The organism is bacterium, from assembly GCA_030649055.1.
In the GTDB taxonomy this organism is placed as follows: Bacteria; Patescibacteriota; Minisyncoccia; order UBA6257; family JAUSGH01; genus JAUSGH01.
On record JAUSGH010000013.1, the window covers coordinates 13,516 to 38,025 of the forward strand.

The following is a 24,510-nucleotide window of genomic DNA, read 5'->3' on the forward strand; positions in this document are numbered from 1 at the left end:
TTACCGCACTAACATCCCGTCGCCAAATGAAAAAAATCGGAAGCGCAAATGAATGGCGTTTTGATAAAGCTCCATTAGTTTTTTTCTTCCGGTAAGTGCGGCGACGAGCATCAATAAGCTTGATTGTGGCACGTGGAAATTGGTGATGAGTCCTTGCACAAATTTGAACTTGTCGCCTTCGCGAATGAAGAGACGCGTACTTCCGGAAAGGACTTTTAGTTCTGGATTCCGGGTCAAGCCCGGAATGACAGAAGCGGCGGCGGATTCCAGCGTACGCGCGACGGTTGTACCCACGGCAATAATCGGCCTCCCCTCCTTTTTGCTTTTATTCAAGAATGTCGCCGTCCGCGCATCAATCATATATTCCTCCTCATGCAATAATCCCTTCCGCCACTGTGCCTCCGTAAGCGGCGCGAATGTACCGAGGTTCACATGGAGCGTCACAAACTTCACCGCAATGCCGGCGCGACGAATTTTTACAAGCAACTCGCGCGTGAAATGCAACGACGCGGTTGGCGCCGCAACCGAACCACGATGCTTCGCAAACACGGTTTCATACTGCGCGCGCAGCGCCTTGCCTTTGAGCTTTGAATGTTTAATATACGGTGGGATAGGCGCCGTGCCATAACGCTCCAGCACATCGTACAGTTTTGCGAGCGGAAACGTGGGCCGGAGGAGATAGTATTTATCGTCTTTTTTTTCCACAATAAAGCCGAGATTTTTTACAATCGTAAGCTCCGCACCGCTGTGCAATGGACGATTAGAAAATACGCGGATGCATTTTCCCACAATCGCAAGGTACAATATTTTGACCATTCCCCCGCTTTCTTTTTTGACCGAGAGCCGCGCGGGCAACACTTTTGTTTCGTTAAACACCAGCACCGCATTTTTAGGCAAAAAGCTTACAAGGTCACGAAAGTGACTATATGACACTTCTCCGGTTTTCCGGTCATAGACCAGCAATCGCGCGCTGTCGCGGGGACTTACAGGATCCTGCGCGATGAGCTCTTCGGGCAAGTCATAGTCGTATTTTTTTATTTCGCGTTGAAATGTCATAGATGAAAACGTTTAACAAATTGTTCTCCTTGTCATTCCCGCGCCCTCCGGAGGAGGATCCGCCTCAGGCGGAAAAGCGGGAATCCAGAACTCCACGATACTGGATTCCGGATCAAGCCCGGAATGACGGGGGGCTACATCACAGCTTTCCGTTCTTTATCATGCGCCGCACCTCTGCAACAACGCCATTAAAATAATAAAGATTATGGAACGTGAGGAGGCGCAACGCGGTGATTTCGCCGGCGCGCAAAAGGTGCGTGATATAGCTGCGCGAATACGTGCCGCACGTCTCACAGTCGCACGCCGGATCAAGTGGTTTTCTGTCGGTCATAAATTTCATCTTTCGCATGTCCAACCGGCCGCGGGAAGTGAACGCCACGCCATGCCGCGCATAATGCGTGGGCACCGTGCAATCAAACGTATCAACTCCTTCGCGAACAATTTTTTCAATATCTTCCAAATGCCCGATGCCCAAAAGATGCCTCGGTTTTCCCTCGGGCAATTCTTTCATCACAGTCCGGAGCATGGCACTCATGGTCTTTTTATTGTCACCGAATTCCCCGCCGATTCCGACGCCGTCAAACGGGAGTGCCCCGATGTAGGCGGCGGACGCTTGCCGCAACTTCTTAAACTTTCCGCCCTGCACGATGCCGTAGAGCGCTTGCCGTGAACGCTTGGCCTCCAAACACACTTTTGCCCACCGATGCGTGCGTTCCATCGCGCTCCTTGTATATGCCTCGTCTGCTATTGGACTCGTGCACTCGTCAAAGGCGAAAATAATATCGGCGCCTAACGCTTCCTGAATCTTAATTGACTCTTTCGGACCGATGAAAATCTCCCGTCCATCAACCGGCGAACGGAAGCGCACACCGTCCTCGGTGATTCTTATCGCCTTCGGCTGGTCGCCCCGCACAATTTTTTCCCCGCGCTTTTCTTTCAAAATTTTCCCCGTTCCGTAATCCCGGCCGAATCCCAAACTGAACACCTGATAACCCGCAGAGTCGGTCATGATCGGCTTCGGCCATTGCATAAACTCATGCAACCCGCCGGATTTCTTCACTACTGCTTCTCCGGGCTTGAGGTGTAAGTGAAACGTGTTTGAAATAAGTAGCTGTGAGTTTGTGCGCACGACTTCGGCAGAAGTCAAAGTTTTCACGACCGCCTGCGTCGCAACCGGCACCAAGGCCGGCGTTTCCACCTCGCCATGCGGCGTTTTTAAGATGCCCAAACGGGCATTGCTTTTGGGGGATTTTTTGAGGATATGGAAAGAAATCATTGAAGTAACACTATAATACAACTTTACCTGCAAAATCACAATGTTGACACTGTTTACAGAATCATGTATGCTGTTTGCAGCACAAATCGCCAAAGCAACGGTGCGTTTGGCGAAGTCCGTAAACTTCTATTGGAGGGCAACCGATGGACAACGCCATCGTGCAGTCAAGCAACGGCGTGAAGATCGTGACCGTTCCGATTTCCGGAACGCGGATTCCAATCGACCTTCTCGCGAAGATCGTGAGCGAATGGCTGACCGAGCTCGGAGCTGACGAGTTTTGCATGATCTCGGAGGTAGCGATCCACTGCAAGGCCACGGATGGTAAGCTCACCATCTCCATCCAGCGCTAGGGACCAACCCACCCGCCACGGCAACGCCTTTTGGAGGAACTGACGCATGCCAACTCCCGAAACGGGAACCGTCGAGCCTGAGGAACCCGCACAGCAGGAAGCATCGCCACTGCCGGCCGAAACGACGGAAATGAACGGTCGGCTGACGAAGGTGGACGGGGACCTCATCTTCTTCTTCGACTGCGACGATCTTCCCACCGCCATGAGGCGCTGCGCAGAGGCGCTGGGGACGTACTTCAAGCACGAAGACAACCGGAGGATCACAGTCCTCTCCTCCGGCAGCAGCTTCAAGTGGCGGAAGTACCTGCATCCGCAAACCAACCAGATCTTCGAAGGGCTCGTCTACCAGGTGCTGATCGAGCTCCGGCCGAAGACCAAGCAGGAACTCACGGAGGAAGGAATCGAGTAGCCCGCAACCGACCCCGCTGTGCATGACGCATGGCGGGGTCAATTCATTTTATTGACGCCCGCCATTCCCTTTGTTACGCTCTGGATAGCAACGCACAAACAACCATTCACGCTACAGGAGGTGACCGATGACCAGACCGATTACCGAAGATGAACTGGACATCGCCAAGATGGAAAAGGAAACCGGCATCCCCGAGTACAAAATCCGCCGAGCGCTGGACCTTCCGCTCTCCCCCGTTGAGCAGCACTTCACGGAGATGCTGAAGAACGCCAAGACGCCCGCCGCGATCACGAGAATCATTCTCATCGTTGAACCGGAAACCACGGTTGGGCGGAGCGCGGTGAGAAAGCTCATCCACAAGTCGCGCGCCCGCAAAGATGTTGTCCGGATCTTCAGGACGGTTCCGAACTACCACTCGGAAATGCACCGCGCCTATGAGAAGCTCGTAGAACTCTCCGGCAACGAAAACCCCGACGGCGAGGACGACAACGAAAATAACGCCGACCCCGACCGCAACTCCGATCCCGCCGCCGCCGACAACAAACGCTGCCTTCGCGAGCTCGTGGAGGTCAGCACCATCGTGCCCATGTTCTCCGTCGCCGAAGAACTCCTCCTCGTGAAGATGGCAAAGTTCTTCCAGGACGAGAATGATCCCAGCAAGGTTGACGTTTCCGGAATGGCCGAGGAAACCAATATCGCCGAGTCATTCATCCGTTCCGCGCTCAAGCTGCCGACACTCGAGGATGAGCAGCGTATCGCGAACCTCATGGCGCTATGCGATACGCGCGATGCTCTACTCAATCTCTCCGGGGCGATTCAATGGCGGAGCATCCTCGGACTGCAGGCCGCGCGCCAATACATTCCGCTCTCCAGCCGCGATGAGCTCATTGCACTGGCAGGAACGCTTCCGGACGACTCCCCGGCGCGATCCGAGGTGTATGTCGCACTCCTTGCGCGCTCAACGACGCTGGAAGAAGTGTGGGAAGTCTATAGCGTGATTGCCGAAAACCGCGCGCTCGACGAAGACAAGGCAATCATCCGGCTCGCCGAGTTCTTCCTGAAGACAGCGACGGACGAGACGAAAACGAATCCCTAACACGAACGACGGACGGTCCCGGGTAGCCATAGGCTACTCGGGGCCGCATCATTTTGTGATCCCATCGGGAAGTTGAACTACTCAGCCCCGCGCTACGGAGGCTGGTTTTTATTTTTGTGGTCCCATCGGGATTCGAACCCGAGTTTTTCCCGTGAGAGGGGAACGTCCTAGACCAGGCTAGACGATAGGACCGTAGAGTAATCGCAAATAACGCGAATCATTCGGCTTAATAATGCGAATTAGCTCTTTGCGGACTCGCGCAAAGCATCAACAACGGTATCAAGCCCAATACCGCGTGACGCCTTTATTAAAACCAAATCTCCGGATTTTAGCAAGTTTTTAATAACAGGAACGGCGTCTTTCGCGACTGAAACGCTGACAATATTTTTCTTTGCTAATCCGGAATGCTCCGCGATGATGCGTGCTTTTTCACCGACGGTCACCAGCACATCAAGCACCTTGCCGGCGTATTCCCCAATACTCGCGTGCGCTTCGTCGGATGCGCCTCCTAACTCCAGCATATCACCGAGGACACCGACCGCGCGTTTTGGTTTTAACGACTTCACCACATCCAGCGCCGCCCTCATGGAAAGTGGCGACGCGTTATACGTATCGTCAATAAGGTTCGCGCCATTCGCGCCGCGAACAATCGCCATGCGGTGCTTCGCGGGTACATAATTTTTTTCAACCGACGACGCCAATTGCGCCAAATTGCCGCCTAACGAAAGCCCCGCCGCAACGCCGAAAGCGGCCGCATACGCGTGTGATTTTCCAAGCACGCCCATAAGGCGCACCGACACACTGTTTCTCCGATATTCAAGTTTAAATGTTACTCCGACGGGACGCCCATCTTCAAGCTCCTGATTAACTACGCTTGTGACGCGCACGTCGGCATTTGCCTTTGTTCCGACCGTCATCACATGGGCGCGCGTACGCTCCTTCATCGCAAGAACGTTTTTATCATCGGCGTTCAGTATCACAACGCCGTTTGCAAGCACAGCTTCCACTAGTCGCGCTTTTTCACGTATCAGGTCTTCCGCGCTTTTAAAAAACTCCAGATGCGCCGGCACCTCGCCCATGGCGGTCACAATACTGACCACCGGTTTTGCAATCTCCAAAAGATATCTCATGTCACCGGGCTTTTGCACGCCGTACTCCAGCACAAGAATTTCGGGGTACGCCGTTTTCTGGACAATATTCCAAAAGCCACGAACAACAACCTTCAGCCAAAAAAACACGCCTTCAATTTTTTTCCAATCGCCCAAAATCGCGAGCGGCGCGCCCAGTTCATTATTAAAATTCCCACGCGAGCGGCGAACATTAGCCGTGTCTTTCAGCGCCGCGTATACCGCTTCCTTGGCCGATGTTTTCCCCACGCTTCCGGTAATAGCAATAACCCGCGGATGATATTTCGCAATTATCGCCTGCGCGAGCCACTTCAGAATACTCTGCAATTGTCTGATTAAAAAATCTTTCACAATATTGTATTCCTTCGACTCCGCTCAGGAAATATTATTTGCTGAGCTTGTCGAAGCATTACCTTAATTCGTTGTTTGTGCGTCCGGCGGTACATCATAGTATTGCAACAAAAACTCCGCGAGCTCCCGAAACGCCGGAACAACCGTCGCGCCCGCGAGCGGCGCGCCTTTCGGCTTATCTAGTTTTATCAGAATAACGAAGCGTGGGTCAAATGCCGGGGCATACCCGGCATACGAATTAATGACGTCGTTCCCATAGCCGCCCTTTTTCAGATCCGCGACTTGCGCTGTTCCGGTTTTTCCCGCGACTTCATATCCGGGGATATCAGCGATTTTCCCCTCCTTTACGGCCGCAACCATCATGCGCGTCGTCGCCTCCGCCGCGGATTCCGACACCACGCGGCGCACCATCTGCGGTGGTTCATCGCCCAATATTCTCGGCTTCATCAGCGTGCCGCCGTTCGCGAGCGCCGAAACAGCTCCGATCATCTCCAGTGGCGTTACGGAAATTCCCTGCCCGAACGATGCCGTCGCGAAATTGATTTCCCTCGCGTTACGCACAAGGTTCCGCAGATTTCCCGCAAGTTCTCCGGGTAGTCCGATGCCGGTCGGATCATTAAAACCAAAATTGACCAAATAATTATAAAAGCGGTCATCGCCGAGCTTCCGCTCCGCGAACGCGGCGCCGGTGTTGATGGAGTGCGTGATGACATCGGTCATCGTTGTTTTGCCATACGCCTTCAAGTCCCAATTCCGGATGGTTTTCCCGTTCAGCGTCAAAAATCCGACATCATAAAACGCGGTGTCCGGCGTGACCTTCCCTGCGTCCAACGCACCCGCCATCGTAAGAATTTTTGTAATGGAACCCGGCTCGTAGAGCGCCTGCGCCGCGGGATTCAAAAAGTTTCCCAGCGGAAACTTCGCGTATGTGTTCGGATCAAACGTGGGATAGTTTGCCAACGCGCGGATATTTCCTGTTTTCGGCTCCTGGACAATGATTGTTCCTCCGGTCGCTTCGTGTTCACTTACCAGCCGTTCAAGCACTTCTTCAACCCGCGCCTCAATGTTGCGGTCAAGCGTCAAATGCAAATCGTGTCCCGCCAGCGGCTTCTCAATTTTGTCACCCTCCACCGCCCCGGGCGAACCGGCGAGCAATGCATTATACTGCGCCTCAATGCCATAGCGCCCGACTTCCCGGTTATCGCTTCCTGAACCGACATAGCCAAGCACCTGCGCCGCCAAACTTCCGAACGGATAATAACGATAATCCTCGCTATCAACGTAGACGCCTTTCACGTTCGCGTCCCGCACGCGCTGCACCTCCTCGGCAGTCGCGCGCTTGACCAAAAGCTCATACGGGTCATTGCTTTTGGAAAGCATCGTTTTTATTTTTTCAATATCCACACCCAACGCGTTGCTTAACAACGCGCTTCCCTCTTCAACGTCTTCAATTTCTTTCGGCGCGACATATATCGTTGGGTATGCCTTATTAATTGCCGCCGGGATGCTGTTGCTGTACTTGTCCGTGAGATAGATGCCGCCCCGCGGCGGCGCGAGATATCCCGCCAGCCGGTGCTGCGCTTCGGCTCGCGCGGCATAATATTTCCCTTTGGCGATTTGGAGATTATACAGATTCGTGATGAGCGCGCCGTACATACCAAACAAAAAAACGATGACGCATACTAATCGCGCGGACGAAATTGATGAGCGGGAAATGGTCATACAAACTAAAAACTGAAATCAAAAAATTAAAAACGACAATCGAAAACTAAAATTTGTTAACCGAAAAATGGAGTCCTTGCGACGCCCAAGTTTATTTTACCATCACAACGACCCGCAGAGCGAACTTACCGCGCCGCGAGCACGGGCGCCTTATCCTCCTCGACGTACTCCGGACGCGTGATGGGCGCGAACCCCAAAGCTTCCGCCGCGCGCCGAAGATTTTTCACGTCCGTTATGGTGTACAACGTATTTTTAAGTTCCGCGTTTTTTGCAAGCAAAGCTTGGTACTCTTGATCTTTTTCGCTGATGTCGTGCGTAATATTGACCGTTTTGTTGTAAAGCATGATGCTCCACGTCGCCACGCCAAGTAACGCCAAAAGACTCATCGCGAATACGATGTTCGTCAAGCGGTTTGTTCGGTTGGGCTGGATGATGGTCATTGGAGTAATCGCGAATAATGCGAATCTTCCGACTTAATAACGCGAATAGAGGATAGAGGCGGGGCGGATGGCGAGCGCATCGCCCGATGCACCACTCTGTTTCACGCCAATAACGGCGGCGCGGAGTTTGGCGGAACGGGAACGCGGATTCGCAAGGATTTCCTCGCGGGCGGGCACAATCACTTTTTTATTGATGAGCGTGAGTGTTCCGGATTTTGCGAGGTCACGCAGCACGTTCTTCGCGATGCGATCTTCTCCAGAATGGAATGTGATGACGGCGACTCTCCCGCCGTCACGCACGATATCCGGCAGATTCCGCAATATCGATTCCAGATTCTCGTATTCGTGGTTCGCGTAGATGCGGAACGCCATAAACGTACGCGTCGCGGCGTGAATGCGCCCATGGGTGTACTGCACCGGCACCGCGCGGAGTACCGCGTCACGGAGGTCAAATGTTGTCTCAATCGGCTGCCGGCGCAAGGTGTTTTTGATTTCTCCGGCGATGCGACCTGCATAACGTTCTTCGCCGTATTTTTTAATGATGCCGGCAAGTTGTTCCTCGGAATGCGTGCGGAGTATTGCCATCACCGGCGTTGCCGCGGCATCAAGCGTCATCAGCAACGGCTCATTCACCTGAAACGAAAATCCCCTGCCGGAGGCCGCCAGCTCGTCCGAAGAAAGGCCAAGGTCCAGCAGTAGGCCGTCAGCGAGCCCAAGATTTTTTTCTTTCAAGATGTCGGGCAGTCGTACAAAGTTGGAGTTGACAGAAACAACATTTGACATTTGACATTTGACATTTGACGCAAAATTTTCAATCGCTTTTTGATCAGCATCAACGGCGAGCAACCGTCCCGTCTTCCCAATTCGTTCACAAATCAATTCGGCGTGTCCGCCGGCGCCCAATGTTCCGTCAATAAAAAACTCGCCCGGTTTTGGATCAAGCGCCGCGAGTACTTCATTTTTAAGAACAGGTTTGTGAATCATTGGTTCTCACGAAGCTAAATTCCTAATTCCCCCAGCTTTTCCGCAATCTCATCGGACGCCAATTCGGTTTTGGTGCGATATTCTTTCCACGCTGTTTCATCCCATACTTCAATGCGATTGTACACGCCCGCCACTACCGCGACTTTTGAAAGTCCCGCGTATGCACGGAGATGTTCGGGAATCAAGACTCTCCCCTGCGCGTCAAATTCCACATCAGTCGCACCCGACATCATGAATCGCGAAAACGCGCGCGCGCCGGATTGCGAAATCGGAAGCGCGGTCACTTTTGCCGCAAGCGTTTCCCACTCCGCGGCATTAAATATGAAAAGACATTTATCAAGCCCGCGCGTGATAATGGCGCCGTTTCCCAGCTTGCCTCGAAACTTTGCCGGCACCGCCATGCGACCCTTCGCGTCAATATTGTGTTGATATTCGCCGATGAACATGGAGTAATCGCTAATAATGCAAATTGATTTCAAAATAATGCGAATCGCACACCCTCGAGTTATGCACCGTTTCGTGAGTTCTCCCCACAGTTATCCACAATTCCCCACTACCCTTTTATACTACCCCACTTTTCTCACTTGTGCCAAATAGTAATCGGGACCATGCAAGCATGGTCCCGACCGCTGATTTCCTACATTTTTTTGACTACCGAGCCGTGTTATCCACAGCTCCCTTTTTGCGACGCCCGTCGCGCCGCATTTACCTTCCCCCACCATCGCCTCCGCCGCAGCCTAGCATCTCTTTTTGTGATCCACATTGCGAGTCCGAACGCGACGCCGGTACCGAGTGCGATGATCATCACCGCCGGCATCGGTTCAATCCGCTTGTCGAGCGTGAGCCATGCGACGCCGACAAACACCGGAATCGCTCTGAACCCGAACGCCCACGCCATCATCAGAGCAAACCCGGTCACAAAGAAGGCGACCGGAAAGGTCACTGCGGCGACTGCGACGACCGAGGTCGCTCCATAGAATCGCGCCTCGTCTTCCTCCATACCGCTCTCGTGACCGGTGGTCACGTCACGCGCCGCCTTCATCGCGCGGTCGTCCGTGCACGCCTGCCACGTCGCCCATGTCGCGCCGACCATGCAGATCGACAAAACAATCAGCGCCTTGACGATGAATTCGCGAAGCTGCTCGCGATCACACTTCTTGTCCAACACGATGAACCTCCTACGATGTTGCGGAGGCAACGCGACGCCACTCACCGCGAGCGGCGCCTAGCTGCTTCCTTGATCACTTTACGCTGGAAAAAGCATAGCAGTTTCTGTTTGAAATGTCAAATATTGCAAGCCGCGTCATTTTGATTTACATTATAGACACTGGGCGCATAGTTTAATGGTAAAACGTTGCATTCACATTGCAAAGACTCTTGGTCCGATTCCAAGTGCGCCCACATATAAAAACAAGCGGATGCCCGCTTGTTTTTATATGTGGGCGAATCGGACGGGAAAGGGGTCGGGGAAACGGGAGTTTCCCCGTGGCGGAAGTATTGAAACCGCTGGGTTTCAAGGAGGTCAGCCGAAGGCGACCGACGTTCGATTCCAGTGCGCCCACAAATAATAAAACCCCCTAGGGGGGTTTTATTATTTTGCGCATCTTGGAATCGGACGGGAACGGGGACTTTACTGCAATTCCACCGTTGCACCAGCGGCTTCCAGCTTCTTCTTCAACTCTTCCGCGTCCTCTTTCTTCAATCCCTCTTTGACCACCTTCGGCGAGGCGTCCACCATGTCCTTCGCTTCTTTTAAGCCAAGACCGGTTACTTCGCGCAACACCTTGATGACCTGAATCTTCTGCTCGCCGCCTGTTTTGAGCATCACCTTCCAGGAGGTCTTCTCTTCGGCTTCGGCCACTGCCGCGCCTGCGCCCGCCGCCGCGACCGGCATCGCCGCCGAAATACCGAACTTCACCTCCATCGCTTTCACGAGCTCCGAGAGCTCCATCGCGTTCAACACTTCAATCTTTGATAAGATTTCGTCGTAATTTGCCATATATTTATGCAGTTGTTTTTTCTAATTGTTCTTTTCGACCGTTGAGCCCAACCATTACTTTTTTGACCGGCATCGTGAGCATCATCGCGATCTGCGCCAGAAGCACTTCGCGCGACGGCAACTTCGCAATCGTAGCGAACTGTGGGGCATCGTAGAACTTTTTCTCGCCCGCATCATACGCGCCCATCACTTTGAAGTCAACTTTCGCCTTCTTCAAAAGATCTTTCGCGAACTTATACACGGTGCCCGCGACATCGTATACCGCTTTTGGCGCGAACACGGTGCCAAGCTGACCCGGAAACTGTTTCAGATCAACCGCAACGCCCACGTCTTTCATCGCGATATTCAAGAGCCGCTTCTTAAACACTTTGTACGTCGCGCCAAATGCCCGCAACGCGGTTTTCAGATTCTTCACGTCGGCGGTTTTAACACCGGTGAAATCCGCGAAAATCAAACTCTTCGCGTTTTTGAGCTCTTTCGCGCCACGTTCAACCTGCTCTTTCTTTTGTATTTTTGTAAGCATGATTTAGCTTCGTTAGCTGCATTAGCTTCGTTAGCTTCATTAGACAAAGAAGCGATAAGCTAAAGCACTAAAAAAAATAGCGACCTTTTGAGTCGCGCAGGGATTCGTCCATCGGCTACACTTTGGCCTACGAACAAATGCCATCCTCGATAGGTCTTGCGCCGCTTTATCGCGACCGCCTATTGTCTGCGGACTGTATAAATAATGTAGCAAAGTTGCACAGCGGTTGTCAAATGATGCGCGAATCGCTATATTGAAGTCAGTTTTGACACAAGGAGAATCGTCATGAAACGCAGTTATACCACGCGAGAGTTGCTCCGTTCTCCGGAGCTCATCCTGCTTCCCGCGCTCGCGAACACGCTCATCCGAGAATCGTGCAGTCGGGACGCAATCGCGATCGCGCAACATCCCGCGCGGTGGATGCGCCGGCGCGTCACCAAGGAAACACGCGACGGGGCGGGAAGAATTCTGCGCGAGACGCCGTTGCTCAGCAACATCGCAGCGCATCTCATCACCGTGGCGAAGCGGTTTGTCACGAACGTTCCGCGGCCGAAGTCAGAATCGTACAAAAAAATCGCGCGCGATGCCAAGCGCTACCTCGCGCTGCGCGTGCAGCAACACGCGTCCGACAATGAGCTTCTGGCAATCACTGTGTTCATTGAGGCGCTCGGCTACGAACGCGTATCGTGCCGCTTGAGGCAAGTCAAGAGCTTCCGGGACATGAAGCCCAAGAATGATGGGGCCTACATGAGTCGCGATTCCCGCTGGTAAATCCCCACACAACGACGCACGGGCCCTTCGTCTCACGACTGAGGGCCTTTCGCATTTTATTCTCTATCCTGTCATTCCGGGCTTGACCCGGAATCCAGTTTGTTCACTCTGGATTCCCGCCTTTCCGCCTGAAGCGGATCCTCCTCCGGAGGACGCGGGAATGACACTAAAATTGCTTCCTCCACTCCTCTATTTTTTTATGATCGCCTTCTACGAGGACTTTCGGGACCTTCCACGGTTTTGCGCCACGCTTCGGGACAAACATTTCCGGACGTGTATAGACCGGATAACTCCCCTTCACTTCTTCCAATGATGCATACTTCCCGAGTACACCGGGGATTTGCCTGGCAACCGCTTCAATAACCACTGCCGCCGGAAGCTCGCCGCCGGAAAGCACAAAATCACCGATGGAAATTTCTTCGTCGGCAACATGTTGCGCCACGCGCTCATCCACGCCCTCATAGCGGCCGCAAATGAAAATCAACTGATCGTACTTCGCCAGCCGCCGCGCGGCAGTCGCGTCAAACGTTTTTCCGCGCGTTGAAAATAAAATCACTCTTGTTTTTTTCTTAGTCCCTGAGCTTGTCGAAGGGCTACCTTTACGTTTCGCAAATTCAACCGCCTTATAAATCGGCGCAACCTGCAATACCATCCCCGGTCCCCCACCGTATGGACTATCATCAACTTTGTTATGGCGCTCGCTCGTGAAATCGCGAAGGTTGTGGCTGACAATTTTAATCAAACGCTTCTCTTGGGCACGCTTCAAAATTGACTCGCTGAAATAGGAGTCAAGGATATGCGGGAAAATTGTGATGATGTCAAATCTTGTCATGTATTAAGTATAGAGTATCAAGAAGTACGTATGGGAAATTGAGTGTGGTCCGATGTCCGGCGGACATCGGACCACATGTCTTCGCTAGCCCGCCACCGCGGCATACTTCGTGTCCCTTGAGACGCCGTAGTCGCGCCTCGGCGCGGGGTTGTCGGAGTCGCGATTCACGAGGCCAATGAAGTTCTTCGCATCGGCAATCCGGCGAAGCGCGCAGGCAACGTAGTTCCGGCCGAGTCCCAACTGGTCGGAAATGAACTGCGCGTCGAACCCACCGGTTTCCATGATGACGTCGAACTCGTGCTTCCGCATGAATTCCAGCACCACGGAGTCGATGTGAATGACGTCGGGATTGTCCGCCGTCTTGAAGCGCAGCACGATGTGGTTTGTCGGATCCTCTGCCATCCGCTTCAACGAATCAGCCACAGCGACGGTGGTCCAGCCAATCTGGCTACATATCCACGCGGCATCAAACGGCACCACGCCACCACTCACCACCACCTCACCGGAACGAAACTTGTGTTCATTCGCCGCAAGGAGCTCCGCCAGCTTGTCTTCCAGGTAAATGTAGGCCTTGCCGCTCATGCGCAACCCTCCGAAAAGACAACTGATTGCTTCTCTAACGCTGGGACTATAATAGCACGCCTCAAAAAGCAGTGCAAGCTTGTGCTTGAGCGATAATCATGTTCAGTTATTCCAACATTCTTGAGAATGTTGGAATGATTATTGGTGATTTTATACGACGAAATTCTTCACAAATGTCGCGCGATGGATTTCGGATGGGCCGTACTTTTTTATCGCGGCGATGTGGCGCTTGGTGCCATATCCTTTGTGTATTGCGAGCCCATATTGCGGGTAACGGACGTCTAACGTATGCATAAACTTGTCGCGCGCGACTTTCGCGACAATAGAGGCGAGTTTGATGGCGGTGAATTTTTCGTCGCCTTTGACGATGGTAGAAGCGGAAAGACGCGGATAGCTACGCGGATTTACACGGAGATACAGACCGCCGTCAAGGAGAACTTTGATGTTACGCCCTGAGTTTATCGAAGGACTACCATTATGTACGCCTTCGACCCTCCGACGCCAAGGCTTTGGCGGGCAGGCAAGCTCAGGCAATAATCTATAGCAAGCGCGAGTTGCCGCAAGATTCGCGGCTTGGGAAATGTTCATGCGCTCAATCCCCCGCGGATATACGCGGGCAACCATAAAATGGATGTCCGGCTGCGTTTTCACCCACGCCGCCCAGCACTCGCGTTGAGATGCGGAAAGCTGCTTGGAGTCGCGGAGTTTCGGTAACCCTTCGACAAGCTCAGGGAATATCCGAAAACCGTGCGGCATCGCCAGCGCGCAAACCATCACAGGACCGGCAAGGGAACCCCGGCCGACTTCGTCTATTCCGATAATCCATCGCATACTTCATACTCTATACTTCCCGTATGTTATACTCAAATTAGTGCTAAATAGGTTTCGCTATCGTGGCGTTTTTAGCGTTAAAGGAGGTGAATCAATCGCACTGCCGCGATAACTGCCACGCAAATGTTTTGCGCGGTAACCCGTTTTTTCCAATTTCCGTTCAGAGGAAAGGATACTCCGATGAGTACCCGCACCAGTCTTGTGCTTGCGGGACTGGCGGTTGTTCTTATGACGCTTGGCGTCAAGGACTATCGTCAGAATCGCAAGTACGAGGAACTCCAGAACCAGATGGCGGCGCAAAATGCCGCGACCAAGAAGTTGGAAGGGCTTCAGGCGAAGTACGACGATGAGATCCGAGCGCTCTACAACGCGCAGCTCCAGCACATCAAGATGCTCGCGCGGATGACTGACGAAGCACTCAATGCGCTCGGTCAGGCTGCCGAGATGCGGCTCCGTGAGGTCACGGGCGTGTGGGAGCAGCGACTCGACGATCTGAAGGCCGCATCCGACGCCCAGCACGCCGCGGATGTCGCGCGCATCGCCGCGATGGAACGGGCGCTGATGGCTGCCGGAAGCGGAGCGCCGGATGGCTCCGATCTCGCGACGATCTGGAAGGAAAACAACGCCGTCGTGAAGATCTACGTGTACTCCAGCTTTGAGTTTGACCGCCTCACGGGCATCTCCGTTGACGAGAACGGCAATCTCAAGTTCAACACGAAGAAGTTCAGGTTCGAAGGAGTCATCGGCCACCTCTCCGGGTTCGTGGAAGAGCAGAAGAAGAACGTGGACGGCTCGGACGAGGAGTACCAATACCTCTGGTCGGCGAGCCACATCAAGGACCGCGACAACAGCCAGCCCATCAAGGAGCTCTGGTGCGCGTTCCGCGATGACCTGAATCTGCAACCGGAGAAGGTGGAGATCGTCGGCTACGACTGGCGCTACGATCTCTCGCTGCTCCGATTCCGCAAGGGATTCAAGTTCCCCGGAAAGGCGTTCCGGCTGGGCAACATGGCCGACGTGCAACCGGGTGACAAGGTGGTGGCAATGGGAAGCCCGCTGGACGCGCAGTTCGCCATCACCGAAGGTGAGGTGATGGACGTGGACTATCTCGGCATTGAGCAGGGGCTCACCCAGCCGCGCATCCTCGTGCACTCGGCGCAGATCACCTTCGGGAACTCCGGCGGTCCGCTCATCCTGAAGCGTACGGGCGAAGTCGTCGGCGTGAACGTCGCGCTGATGAACAAGCCCGGTGGGTACTTCATGTCTACCTCGGTCAGCGACATGAAGGACATGTACCCGCGACTCAAGAATGCGCGCGGTTTCGAGGTGCTGCACTCGCAGCTGGAACACGCGGCGTTCGTGAACAGTTGGCGCTTCAACCCTCCCGACTGGGCAGGTATCGGCATGAAGACCGTCGTGGAACGCTGCGTTGTCACGACCGAGGTCATGAAGGACTCGGTGGCAGACAAGGCGGGTCTCGTGGCAGGCGACATCGTTCTCTCGTGGAACGGCGTCGTACCGAAAGACGACGCCCATCTCTGGCGGATGATCACGAACGTCGTACCCTCCGCCGTGGGTACCATGATGGTGAAGCGTGGGGACGAAATGAAGGAACTGAAGATCGCGCTCGGCATCTTCAAGGGCAGCGTCTTCACCCACGAACGGTACAAGCTGGAAGAGGTACCGGAAAAGAAGTAGTGAACGTATCTGGCTACGCCAGACTTACGCGACGCGCCGCAGGCACTCAGTGCTTGCGGCGTGTTTCGTTACCTGTGCCAAAATTCGAACACCCCCTTTGCCGAAACAAAGGGGGTGTCGCAGTCATGTTACTTCTTCTTTTCCTTTTCCTTCCGCTTGCGCCGCTCATCCTCGAGCATAGCCTTGAGGTCACTGACGGGCGCAGCGACACTCATGCCGGAATGGTGTTTGTGATCGTCGGGATAACAAGAGATGTTCACCCCGATAACCAATCCGGTCTTGTCGAGTACCGGACCTCCGGACATGCCTGGCGCCGTCAAAGCGCTATGCAAAAAGCGGTTTGCTCCGCCCTCCTCTTTGCCGCGGAAGCTAAACTCTCCCTCCGTACGCATGAACAAATGGGAATGCGGCGCGCCCATCGCGACAACATCGTCTCCCTTTTCAAGCTCTTTCTCGTCGCCAAGGTTCAAGACGCTTCCCTGGTATTCGTAGTCCGGATCCTCAAAGTCCAGCACCACGATATCCGCATTCGCGTTGTAGCACGACGCGACGAGCGGCACGATCTCGTGCATGTTCCAGAGGTAGACCGCGAACAGCGTTCCGTTCCACTCCCGGAGTTCCGCGACGACATGCCACGCGGTGCAGATGCGCACGGGTGCCTTCCGATGCTCACGGAACGCGAACGCGGTGCCGCCCTGCACCATGAACCTTCGCGCGCGGTGCTCCTTCATCCCTTCATCCACACCGGCCACGTGCATGTACATGAGCGCCTTATTCGCCGTCGACTCGTACGCCTCGTTGTCGCAGACGCTGCAGTCGTACGTTTTCTTTTCCTTCGGATCGTCGCGGCCTTCCACGCGGGAAGAGCTCACGATCATCACGGCAAACATCAGCGCCGCACAGAGGTATCCGGCAAACCTACGCATGGCTCACTCCTTACATAGAGCCCTTTCAATCTTATTTCACCATACACCCGACAATAAAATACGCAATAGCCCCACGCGGTATGGTGTATCATGGCAAGTTTTTGTATGCTGAAGTCGTATGCGCTTCACCCACCTCCACACTCACTCGCACTATTCCCTGCTGGACGGCTTGGCGAAAATTGACGCGCTTGTCGCGCGCGCGAAGGAACTTGGCATGGATGCAATCGCCTTGACCGACCACGGCAACCTCTATGGCGCGGTGGAGTTTTATAAAAAAGCAACCGCCGCGGGCGTGAAGCCGATTTTAGGAGTTGAGGCATACATCGCCCCAAAGGACCATAAAGATAAAGACCCGCAGGCGAGCGAACGCTACCACCACCTCATCCTCCTTGTTGAGAACGAAACTGGCTGGAAAAATCTGTTGAAACTCACAACAATCGCCCACCTGGACGGCTTCTATTATAAGCCGCGGATGGACAAGGCCCTGCTTCGCGCGCATCACGAGGGGCTCATCGCACTCTCGGCATGCCTCGCAGGAGAAGTCGCGCGCAACTTAATGGCCGACCGTTATGAAGAAGCGAAACGCGTGGCGTTAGAATATCAAGACATTTTTGGCGCCGGAAATTTCTTTTTGGAAATCGGCCATCACCCCGGAATCAAGGAAACCATCAAGCCTATGACGGAACTGCGTCGGCTCTCCAAAGAAACCGGCATCCCGCTTGTGGCGACGCAAGACATCCACTACCTCAAAAAAGAGGATGCAGAAACACACGACATTCTGCTCGCGGTACAAACAGGAAACAAGTTGGATGACAGCGACCGCTTGTCCCTTAAAGACGACGACTTTTCCATGCGTAGCCCCGACGACATGGCAGCGCTTTTTGCCGATGTTCCGGAGGCAATCACAAATACCGCCGCGATCGCCGATCGCTGCAACATCAAACTCCAACTCAACACCATCCGTCTTCCAAAATTTCCGGTTCCCGAGGGAGGAGACGCAAAAGCGTATCTCCGCAAACTGTTAGATGAACGTATCGCCTCGCGCTATTCCCCTGTCACGCCCGCGGTCGCCGACCGCATGCAGTTTGAACTTTCGGTCATTGAGAAGATGGGCTTTCCTGATTACTTTTTGATCGTTCAGGACTTCATCAACTGGGCAAAAGAACGCGGCATTGTTGTTGGCCCGGGCCGCGGCTCGGCAGCCGGAAGTATTGTTTCCTACATTCTCGGAATCACCGACGTTGACCCCATCACCTACGACTTGCTTTTTGAACGCTTTTTAAACCCCGAACGTATCCAGATGCCGGACATTGACGTGGACATCACGGACCGCCGCCGCGACGAAGTGTTTGGCTATTTGCAGGAAAAATACGGCATGGATCACGTGGCGCACATCATCACCTTCGGGACGATGGCGGCGCGCGCCGCGGTGCGGGACGTGGGCCGCGCCTTGGGCATCAGCTATACCTTCTGCGACCAACTCGCAAAGCTTATCCCGATGAGTGAGAATCTGACGGACTCCATGAAAAACGTTACGGAGCTGAAAGAATTTTACGACAAGAACCCGGACGCAAAACGCATCATTGACGCGGCAAAACAAATGGAGGGCGTGGCGCGGCACGCATCGGTGCACGCGTGCGGCACCGTAATTTCGGAGGCGCCACTCACTGATTATCTTCCGCTCCAGCGAGCGCCACAGGATGACAGCGTTATTTTGACGCAATTCGAAATGCACAGCGTTGAAGACCTGGGACTCCTCAAAATGGATTTACTGGGTTTGAAAAACCTCACCATTATCGAGGACGCGGTGCGACTCATGAATGCAGCGCGGCCCGAAGGGGCGCCGCTGTTTGACATCCACGACATACCGCTCACCGATGCCGCAACATTTGCAGTGCTGAAGTCCGGCGAAACCACCGGCATTTTCCAGCTAGAGTCATCCGGCATGCGGCGATACTTGAAAGAACTGAAACCCACGAGCATTGAAGACATCACCGCCATGGTTGCCTTGTACCGCCCGGGTCCGATGGAACTTATCCCGTCGTACATTTTGAGGAAACATGGCAAAGAAGTCATCACCTACCTCCATCCCCAGCTGGAGCCGATTTTGAAAAACACGTACGGCGTCGGCATTTATCAGGAACAAATGATGCGCATCGCACGCGACCTTGCCGGATATTCGCTCGCGGAAGCGGACACCCTGCGTAAAGCCATCGGTAAAAAAATCAAGAAACTTTTGGATGAGCAGCAGACCAAGCTCATCGGCGGCATGATCAAACGCGGCATACCCGAGGCAACCGCGAACGCCATCTGGGAATTGTTCCCGCCGTTCGCTAGATACGGTTTTAATCGTTGCTTAACGGGCGATACGCGCATCACCGATCCTCAAAGCGGAGCGCGCACGACGCTCGCGGAGATTTATCACTCACGTTGCCGTCCAAATGTTTTCACACTCAACAAACACCTGAACATAGAAGAGCGCGTCGCGCCCATCGTCTTCCACAACGGCAAGAAAAAAGTGTGGGAGGTCATGACGAGAAGCGGGCGGCGCATCAAGGCCACGATGAATCATCCGTTACTCACGCCTTCGGGATGGACCATGCTTGAGCAAATCTCAAAGGGCGAAAAAATAGCCGTGCCCCGCCGCATACCGGAACCGACCAAACCTTTGCCGTTTGAACGCCACAAACTCGCCGTTTTAGGCTATCTCCTCGCTGAAGGCAATCTCTGCCATCCGCACGGCGTGTACTTTTATTCAACGCGAGAAGAGGAAATCAACGACTATCTTCGCCATCTTCACGCCTTTCATAATACCGTCGGCGTATTAAACCGTAGCAAGTCCGCAATCTCCGTCTATTCAAAACGAAAAAATCTCAAGGCGCCTTCCGAGGCCGTATCGTGGATTGAATCGCTTGGACTGAAATATAAAAAGGCGACGCAAAAGTTTTTCCCCGAATTTGTATTTCACCTTTCAAACGACGACCTCGCGGTGCTCATCGCTAAAATGTTTCAAGGGGACGGCTGCATCAACACCAAGCGCGACCCGCAAATCTTTTACGCAACCTCATCGCCGTTTATTGCCCGCGACCTGCAGCACCTTCTTCTCCGATTCGGGATATTATCAACGATCCACGCGAAACGATTCAAGTATCGCGGCGGGATTAAACCCGGCTACACCGTAACCCTCTCGCGCTATGACAACATCCAAAAATTCATCTCTGCGTTCGGAAACCATTTAGTCGGCGAAAAACAGCATACGCTTCGTTCTATCTCAGCGACGCACCCAATTATCAACGGCTCACTTACGCCAATGGCGGCGCGGGGAAGCTACGACACCATTCCCGTTTCACTCGTTGACCAAGTAATCAAGTCCGCGATTCGCGCGCGCGACTTCACAATCGTCGGTTTCGCAAAAACCAACGGCTTCGCCGAGCGGCTTTTTTATGACGACGCGAGGAAAATCGGATATTTAAGAGAAACCGTTGCATCGCTCGGATCGCTTTTGGAAGATGGGCGCCTCATCGCGCACGCGGGCTCCGATATATACTGGGACGAAATAGCGGATATCGTCTATGCAGGAGTTGAAGACACTTTTGACCTTACCGTCCCAAAGACTCACAACTTTATTGCCAACGATATGTTTGTGCACAATTCGCACGCCGTGTGCTACGCCATGGTGGGATACCAAACTGCGTATCTCCGCGCGCACTACCCTGTTGAGTTCTTCACGAGCTTGCTGAACTCCGACTCCGGCGATATTGAACGGATGGCATTTTTGATCGCGGAGTCCAAACATGCCGGGCATGAGATTCTTCCGCCCGACATCAACAAAAGCTCGGCGACATTTACCCCCGATGGTCAGCACATCCGCTTCGGACTCGCGGCAATTAAAAACGTGGGGACGCATATCGTGGACGCCATCATTGAAGAACGCAACATGAAGGGCGACTTCAAAACGCTCGCCGACCTCTTGCAACGCGTCCAGCACAAAGACCTCAACAAAAAATCGCTGGAAAGTTTGGTGAAGTGCGGAGCGGTAGACGCGTTCGGAATTGAGCGGAACACTATCCTCGGCAACATTGAAGAGATTGTGAAATTCGCCGGCGCCATCAAACGCTACGGCAAGGAAAGCGGCAACGGGCTCTTTACACAAACCGTCTCCTCTTCTGCACTTCGCATCAAGGCGTTTCCTCCGGCAGAGATGAAAGACAAACTGCTTTGGGAAAAGGAACTGCTCGGACTGTATGTGTCTGAACATCCGATGAACATCCATAAGGAAAAACTTGCCGGTTTTAAGGCAAAGCCAGTCGGCGCAGCGCTCAAGGAGCAATCCGAACAATTATATTTCCCGATGGGGGGTGTGGTGACACGCATACAAAAAATCGTGACGAAGAAAGGCGCGCCGATGCTCTTCGCGACGATTGAAGATTTGACCGACGCGATTGAAGTGATTGTGTTTCCCGAGGCCTTCGGCCGCACCATGAACATCTGGAAAGAAAACAACGCGGTGCTTTTGATGGGGAGGATGAATTGGAAGAATGGTGAAGCGAAGTTTGTGTGCGAGCAGGCACAGGAGTTGTAGCTATTCGGTTGTCATCCTGAGGCAGCAGCCGAAGGATCTCTAGCCCGATTGTGGCACACTCCATGTCTTGCTTCACGGTGCCTGCTCGCTGAAGGTGGAGGGTGATGACAAGGTAGCGCTTACAGCGCCGGAGCTTAAATTCGAAAAGCTCCTCCACGGAATCCGTGAAGGAGCTCGATGCGATGTTTGCGCCACGTTAGACCCTCTCATAGCCAGTACAGGAACTGCAGGTGGTCAAACAGTTCGCGGCGCATGACGTACGCAATCACGGAGATGATGCCGCTCATACAGAGCAGCACCCACACGCCCAGTCGCAAGCCCGCGGCATGATACTCCGTCATCCACGCGTTTCCGACCGCCTTCGCCTCGCAATACTGATCCACGGTGCGCAGAAACCCCAGCGCAACGTAGATGAAGAGCGGCACGTAAAGCCAAAGCACTTGCATTGTTCTTTCCTCCAACGGAACACTGTACTACATTATACACCATCAGAAATGATTTGTCCAGTTTTTAAAATTGACGCAAGGACCATTATACTCTAGTATTTTCAGCAGTGGTTCGTTTTGGAGATAGAACATGAGCACAGCCAAGAAGCCGGCGAATGTGCCGAGGTGCTACCTCATCGGCAAATTCGGACTCATCCAGGCCTTCGTGCGCCTCGGTTGGCCCAAACAGACCGTCGTCGTGATTGACTACGCCGGCGTCACGACGGATTTGGACTTGGAACTCCGTGGGCGACTCCACGATCGGGACCACATCGGCGTCTCCTTCGGCGAACGCAATCGCCGCTACTGCAACCACGCCGGAGACATCGCAGTCGTGAAACTCTGCGGTGAACGTGCCGCCAAGGACTTCATCAAGAAGCTCAATCCCTACTGCCCCGTCTATATCTTCAGACACGGAAAGTGCGTCTACCACCAGGACCCGAAGGCCGGCATACACGAATCGGGCATGCGGGCGCACGACTAGCGCATCCCTGCACGCAACAGGACCCGCGGGCGGTAGCCAAAGGCTACTGCCCGCGGGTTTTGCATTTCACCTCTTTTTCTCATACAATAAGGAAATATGGAAAAAACTTCCGACCCGAAGGACGAGCAGCTCCATAAGGTTCGTCATTCACTCGCCCACCTCATGGCGGCGGCGGTGATGAAAAAGTTTCCGGGCACAGCACTCGGCATCGGCCCCACGATTGAGGACGGATTCTATTATGACTTCAAGCTTCCATCCGCAATTACGCCGGATGACCTGAAAGGACTAGAGGAAGACATGCGCAAACTCATCGCGCAAAAACTGCCGTTCACAAGTTTTACAAGAACACCGACCGAAGCGATTGAACTTCTCAAAGACCAGCCGTTTAAGTTGGAGCTCGTGGAGGAGCTCAAAAAAACCAACGAACCGATTTCGTTTTACACGACCGGAGATGTGTTTACGGATCTTTGTGCCGGTCCGCATGTCACAAACACCTCGGAAATTGATCCGTCCGGATTTACCCTCTCGCACATCGCGGGTGCCTATTGGCGTGGTAGCGAAAAAAATCCGCAGCTCACGCGCATTTATGGCGTTGCGTTTCCGGATAAGGCGCAATTGGATACGCACCTCGCAATGTTAGAAGAAGCAAAAAAGCGCGACCATCGCAAGCTCGGCGCGGCACTAAAACTGTTTGCCTTCTCGGATTACGTCGGCCCCGGACTTCCGCTGTGGCTTCCGAACGGCACCATCATCGTTGAAGAATTAGAGCGGCTTGCGAAGGACACCGAGCGCGCGGCCGGCTACAAACAAGTGCGCACACCGCACATCGCGAAAGAGACAATGTATAAAACATCGGGGCACCTCCCCTATTATGCGGAGACCATGTTCCCGCCGATGCAACTCAAAGAGGAAAACGACGAGACGACGACGTATTACCTCAAGGCGATGAACTGCCCGCATCATCACCAGATTTATGCCGCGGAACCGCGGAGCTACCGCGACCTTCCGTTACGCCTCGCCGAATACGGCACCGTGTATCGCTACGAAAAATCCGGCGAACTTTTCGGATTGATGCGCGTGCGAATGCTCTCCATGAACGACGCGCACATTTACTGTACAGAAGACCAATTTGAAAGCGAATTCCGCGCGGTGAACGACCTCTACCTCAATTACTTCAAACTCTTCGGTCTCACAAAATATGTGATGCGATTTTCAACGCACGCGGCAAGCGGGCTCGGCAAAAAATACGTGAACGAGCCGGAGCTGTGGAAGAAGACGGAGGACATGGTGCGCGAGGTGTTGGATAAGAGCGGCATCAATTACGTTGAGGTGGCGGACGAAGCCGCGTTTTACGGACCGAAAATTGACGTGCAGGTATGGAGTTCCATCGGCCGGGAGTTTACCATCGCCACCAACCAAGTGGACTTCGCGGTTCCGGGGCGCTTTGGCCTTACCTACACCGATACCGATGGCAAACCACAAACGCCACTCGTCATCCACCGGGCACCCCTCGGCACGCATGAGCGATTCATCGGATTTTTGATTGAACACTATGCCGGCAACTTCCCGCTATGGCTGTCACCCGTCCAAGCACGGGTCATCGCGGTATCGGATAAGTTCCAGGAGTATGGGAAAGAGGTTCGGGAAGCCCTTGCTGCTGCCGGCATCCGCGTAGAACTTGTTGACTGCACCGAGCGGCTCGGCAAACGCATCCGCGAAGCGGAAGTGGAACATATCCCCTACATTCTGGTTATCGGAGGAAAAGAAGTTGAGGCGCGCAGCGTGAGCGTACGGCACAGCGTCAAAGGCGACTTGGGAGCGTTGCCGCTTGCTGAACTTGTTGTGAAATTGAAAGGTGAGATTCAGACACGGGCATAGTTTCCTGTTGCATAAAAATGAAAGGGTCCCGATGCGATGCACCGGGACCCTTGCGCGAGTTGCGAAGCCGGGGGTAGACCTGCTTCGCAACAGTAATCGGGTACACCC

Annotated in this window: 23 protein-coding genes and 2 tRNA genes; 9 read left to right on the forward strand and 16 right to left on the reverse strand. The window is 53.8% G+C overall.

The features are described from left to right. Together queA and tgt are read right to left on the reverse strand one after the other, a co-directional pair. Window positions 1-1,056, reverse strand: coding sequence for a tRNA preQ1(34) S-adenosylmethionine ribosyltransferase-isomerase QueA (queA, locus tag Q7R85_03005; GenBank protein MDO8585063.1), 1,056 nt, complete (start codon window positions 1,054-1,056; stop codon window positions 1-3). A 139-nt stretch (window positions 1,057-1,195) separates the two neighbouring features. After that, window positions 1,196-2,332 carry a tRNA guanosine(34) transglycosylase Tgt gene (gene tgt, locus Q7R85_03010; protein MDO8585064.1) on the reverse strand — a complete coding sequence of 379 codons (1,137 nt, stop codon included), beginning with the start codon at window positions 2,330-2,332 and terminating at the stop codon, window positions 1,196-1,198. Window positions 2,333-2,475: 143 nt separating this feature from the next. Here tgt and Q7R85_03015 point away from each other — a divergent pair, with 143 nt between their 5' ends. From Q7R85_03015 to Q7R85_03025, 3 genes are all read left to right on the forward strand, one after another. Beyond that, window positions 2,476-2,682: a hypothetical protein gene (locus Q7R85_03015; protein MDO8585065.1), complete on the forward strand. Its 207-nt coding sequence runs from the start codon at window positions 2,476-2,478 to the stop codon at window positions 2,680-2,682. Window positions 2,683-2,728: 46 nt separating this feature from the next. Next, the gene (locus tag Q7R85_03020; GenBank protein ID MDO8585066.1) at window positions 2,729-3,091 is read left to right on the forward strand and encodes a hypothetical protein; all 363 of its coding nucleotides are present in this window, start codon (window positions 2,729-2,731) and stop codon (window positions 3,089-3,091) included. 127 nt (window positions 3,092-3,218) lie between these two features. Next, a complete protein-coding gene (locus Q7R85_03025; GenBank protein ID MDO8585067.1) occupies window positions 3,219-4,187 on the forward strand; it encodes a hypothetical protein in 969 nt (322 codons plus the stop codon). Window positions 4,188-4,304: 117 nt separating this feature from the next. Here Q7R85_03025 and Q7R85_03030 read toward each other — a convergent pair. The 7 genes from Q7R85_03030 to Q7R85_03060 all read right to left on the reverse strand — a co-directional run bounded on the left by Q7R85_03030 (window position 4,305) and on the right by Q7R85_03060 (window position 9,979). After that, a tRNA-Glu gene (locus tag Q7R85_03030) sits at window positions 4,305-4,379 on the reverse strand. Window positions 4,380-4,426: 47 nt separating this feature from the next. Beyond that, the gene (gene murF, locus Q7R85_03035; GenBank protein MDO8585068.1) at window positions 4,427-5,665 is read right to left on the reverse strand and encodes a UDP-N-acetylmuramoyl-tripeptide--D-alanyl-D-alanine ligase; all 1,239 of its coding nucleotides are present in this window, start codon (window positions 5,663-5,665) and stop codon (window positions 4,427-4,429) included. 63 nt (window positions 5,666-5,728) lie between these two features. Beyond that, window positions 5,729-7,387, reverse strand: coding sequence for a penicillin-binding protein 2 (locus tag Q7R85_03040; protein MDO8585069.1), 1,659 nt, complete (start codon window positions 7,385-7,387; stop codon window positions 5,729-5,731). A 125-nt stretch (window positions 7,388-7,512) separates the two neighbouring features. Further along, window positions 7,513-7,827, reverse strand: coding sequence for a hypothetical protein (locus Q7R85_03045; GenBank protein MDO8585070.1), 315 nt, complete (start codon window positions 7,825-7,827; stop codon window positions 7,513-7,515). 33 nt (window positions 7,828-7,860) lie between these two features. Next, entirely contained in the window at window positions 7,861-8,811 is a 951-nt protein-coding gene (rsmH, locus tag Q7R85_03050) for a 16S rRNA (cytosine(1402)-N(4))-methyltransferase RsmH (protein ID MDO8585071.1), read from the reverse strand. 14 nt (window positions 8,812-8,825) lie between these two features. Further along, entirely contained in the window at window positions 8,826-9,257 is a 432-nt protein-coding gene (mraZ, locus tag Q7R85_03055; GenBank protein ID MDO8585072.1) for a division/cell wall cluster transcriptional repressor MraZ, read from the reverse strand. 218 nt (window positions 9,258-9,475) lie between these two features. Next, complete coding sequence (locus Q7R85_03060) at window positions 9,476-9,979, reverse strand: hypothetical protein (GenBank protein MDO8585073.1); 504 nt, start codon at window positions 9,977-9,979, stop codon at window positions 9,476-9,478. Between the two features lie 161 nt (window positions 9,980-10,140). Here Q7R85_03060 and Q7R85_03065 point away from each other — a divergent pair. Beyond that, window positions 10,141-10,212, forward strand: a tRNA-Val gene (locus Q7R85_03065). Between the two features lie 229 nt (window positions 10,213-10,441). Here the strand turns inward: Q7R85_03065 and rplL are convergent. Further along, window positions 10,442-10,810: a 50S ribosomal protein L7/L12 gene (rplL, locus tag Q7R85_03070; protein ID MDO8585074.1), complete on the reverse strand. Its 369-nt coding sequence runs from the start codon at window positions 10,808-10,810 to the stop codon at window positions 10,442-10,444. 4 nt (window positions 10,811-10,814) lie between these two features. Continuing rightward, window positions 10,815-11,333 carry a 50S ribosomal protein L10 gene (gene rplJ / locus Q7R85_03075; GenBank protein MDO8585075.1) on the reverse strand — a complete coding sequence of 173 codons (519 nt, stop codon included), beginning with the start codon at window positions 11,331-11,333 and terminating at the stop codon, window positions 10,815-10,817. A gap of 285 nt (window positions 11,334-11,618) precedes the next feature. Here rplJ and Q7R85_03080 point away from each other — a divergent pair, with 285 nt between their 5' ends. Further along, the gene (locus Q7R85_03080) at window positions 11,619-12,104 is read left to right on the forward strand and encodes a hypothetical protein (protein ID MDO8585076.1); all 486 of its coding nucleotides are present in this window, start codon (window positions 11,619-11,621) and stop codon (window positions 12,102-12,104) included. A 166-nt stretch (window positions 12,105-12,270) separates the two neighbouring features. Here Q7R85_03080 and trmD read toward each other — a convergent pair whose 3' ends face one another. The 3 genes from trmD to Q7R85_03095 form a co-directional block, all read right to left on the reverse strand. Further along, window positions 12,271-12,936, reverse strand: coding sequence for a tRNA (guanosine(37)-N1)-methyltransferase TrmD (trmD, locus tag Q7R85_03085; GenBank protein ID MDO8585077.1), 666 nt, complete (start codon window positions 12,934-12,936; stop codon window positions 12,271-12,273). 84 nt (window positions 12,937-13,020) lie between these two features. Continuing rightward, window positions 13,021-13,518 (reverse strand): hypothetical protein, encoded by a 498-nt coding sequence (locus Q7R85_03090; GenBank protein MDO8585078.1) that lies wholly within the window; start codon window positions 13,516-13,518, stop codon window positions 13,021-13,023. A 150-nt stretch (window positions 13,519-13,668) separates the two neighbouring features. Further along, a complete protein-coding gene (locus Q7R85_03095; protein ID MDO8585079.1) occupies window positions 13,669-14,349 on the reverse strand; it encodes a ribonuclease HII in 681 nt (226 codons plus the stop codon). Between the two features lie 180 nt (window positions 14,350-14,529). Between Q7R85_03095 and Q7R85_03100 the strand changes: the two genes are divergently transcribed. After that, complete coding sequence (locus tag Q7R85_03100; protein MDO8585080.1) at window positions 14,530-16,047, forward strand: trypsin-like peptidase domain-containing protein; 1,518 nt, start codon at window positions 14,530-14,532, stop codon at window positions 16,045-16,047. 128 nt (window positions 16,048-16,175) lie between these two features. On the opposite strand, the gene Q7R85_03105 is transcribed toward Q7R85_03100, so the two are convergent. After that, complete coding sequence (locus Q7R85_03105; protein MDO8585081.1) at window positions 16,176-16,973, reverse strand: serine protease; 798 nt, start codon at window positions 16,971-16,973, stop codon at window positions 16,176-16,178. Window positions 16,974-17,091: 118 nt separating this feature from the next. Here Q7R85_03105 and dnaE point away from each other — a divergent pair, with 118 nt between their 5' ends. Beyond that, complete coding sequence (gene dnaE / locus Q7R85_03110) at window positions 17,092-21,555, forward strand: DNA polymerase III subunit alpha (GenBank protein ID MDO8585082.1); 4,464 nt, start codon at window positions 17,092-17,094, stop codon at window positions 21,553-21,555. A 206-nt stretch (window positions 21,556-21,761) separates the two neighbouring features. Here the strand turns inward: dnaE and Q7R85_03115 are convergent, their stop codons facing one another. After that, window positions 21,762-22,001 (reverse strand): hypothetical protein, encoded by a 240-nt coding sequence (locus Q7R85_03115; GenBank protein MDO8585083.1) that lies wholly within the window; start codon window positions 21,999-22,001, stop codon window positions 21,762-21,764. A gap of 130 nt (window positions 22,002-22,131) precedes the next feature. Between Q7R85_03115 and Q7R85_03120 the strand changes: the two genes are divergently transcribed. Both Q7R85_03120 and thrS read left to right on the forward strand, forming a co-directional pair. Continuing rightward, complete coding sequence (locus Q7R85_03120) at window positions 22,132-22,524, forward strand: hypothetical protein (GenBank protein ID MDO8585084.1); 393 nt, start codon at window positions 22,132-22,134, stop codon at window positions 22,522-22,524. Window positions 22,525-22,620: 96 nt separating this feature from the next. Next, a complete protein-coding gene (thrS, locus tag Q7R85_03125) occupies window positions 22,621-24,402 on the forward strand; it encodes a threonine--tRNA ligase (GenBank protein MDO8585085.1) in 1,782 nt (593 codons plus the stop codon). The last annotated feature ends 108 nt before the right edge of the window (window positions 24,403-24,510 follow it).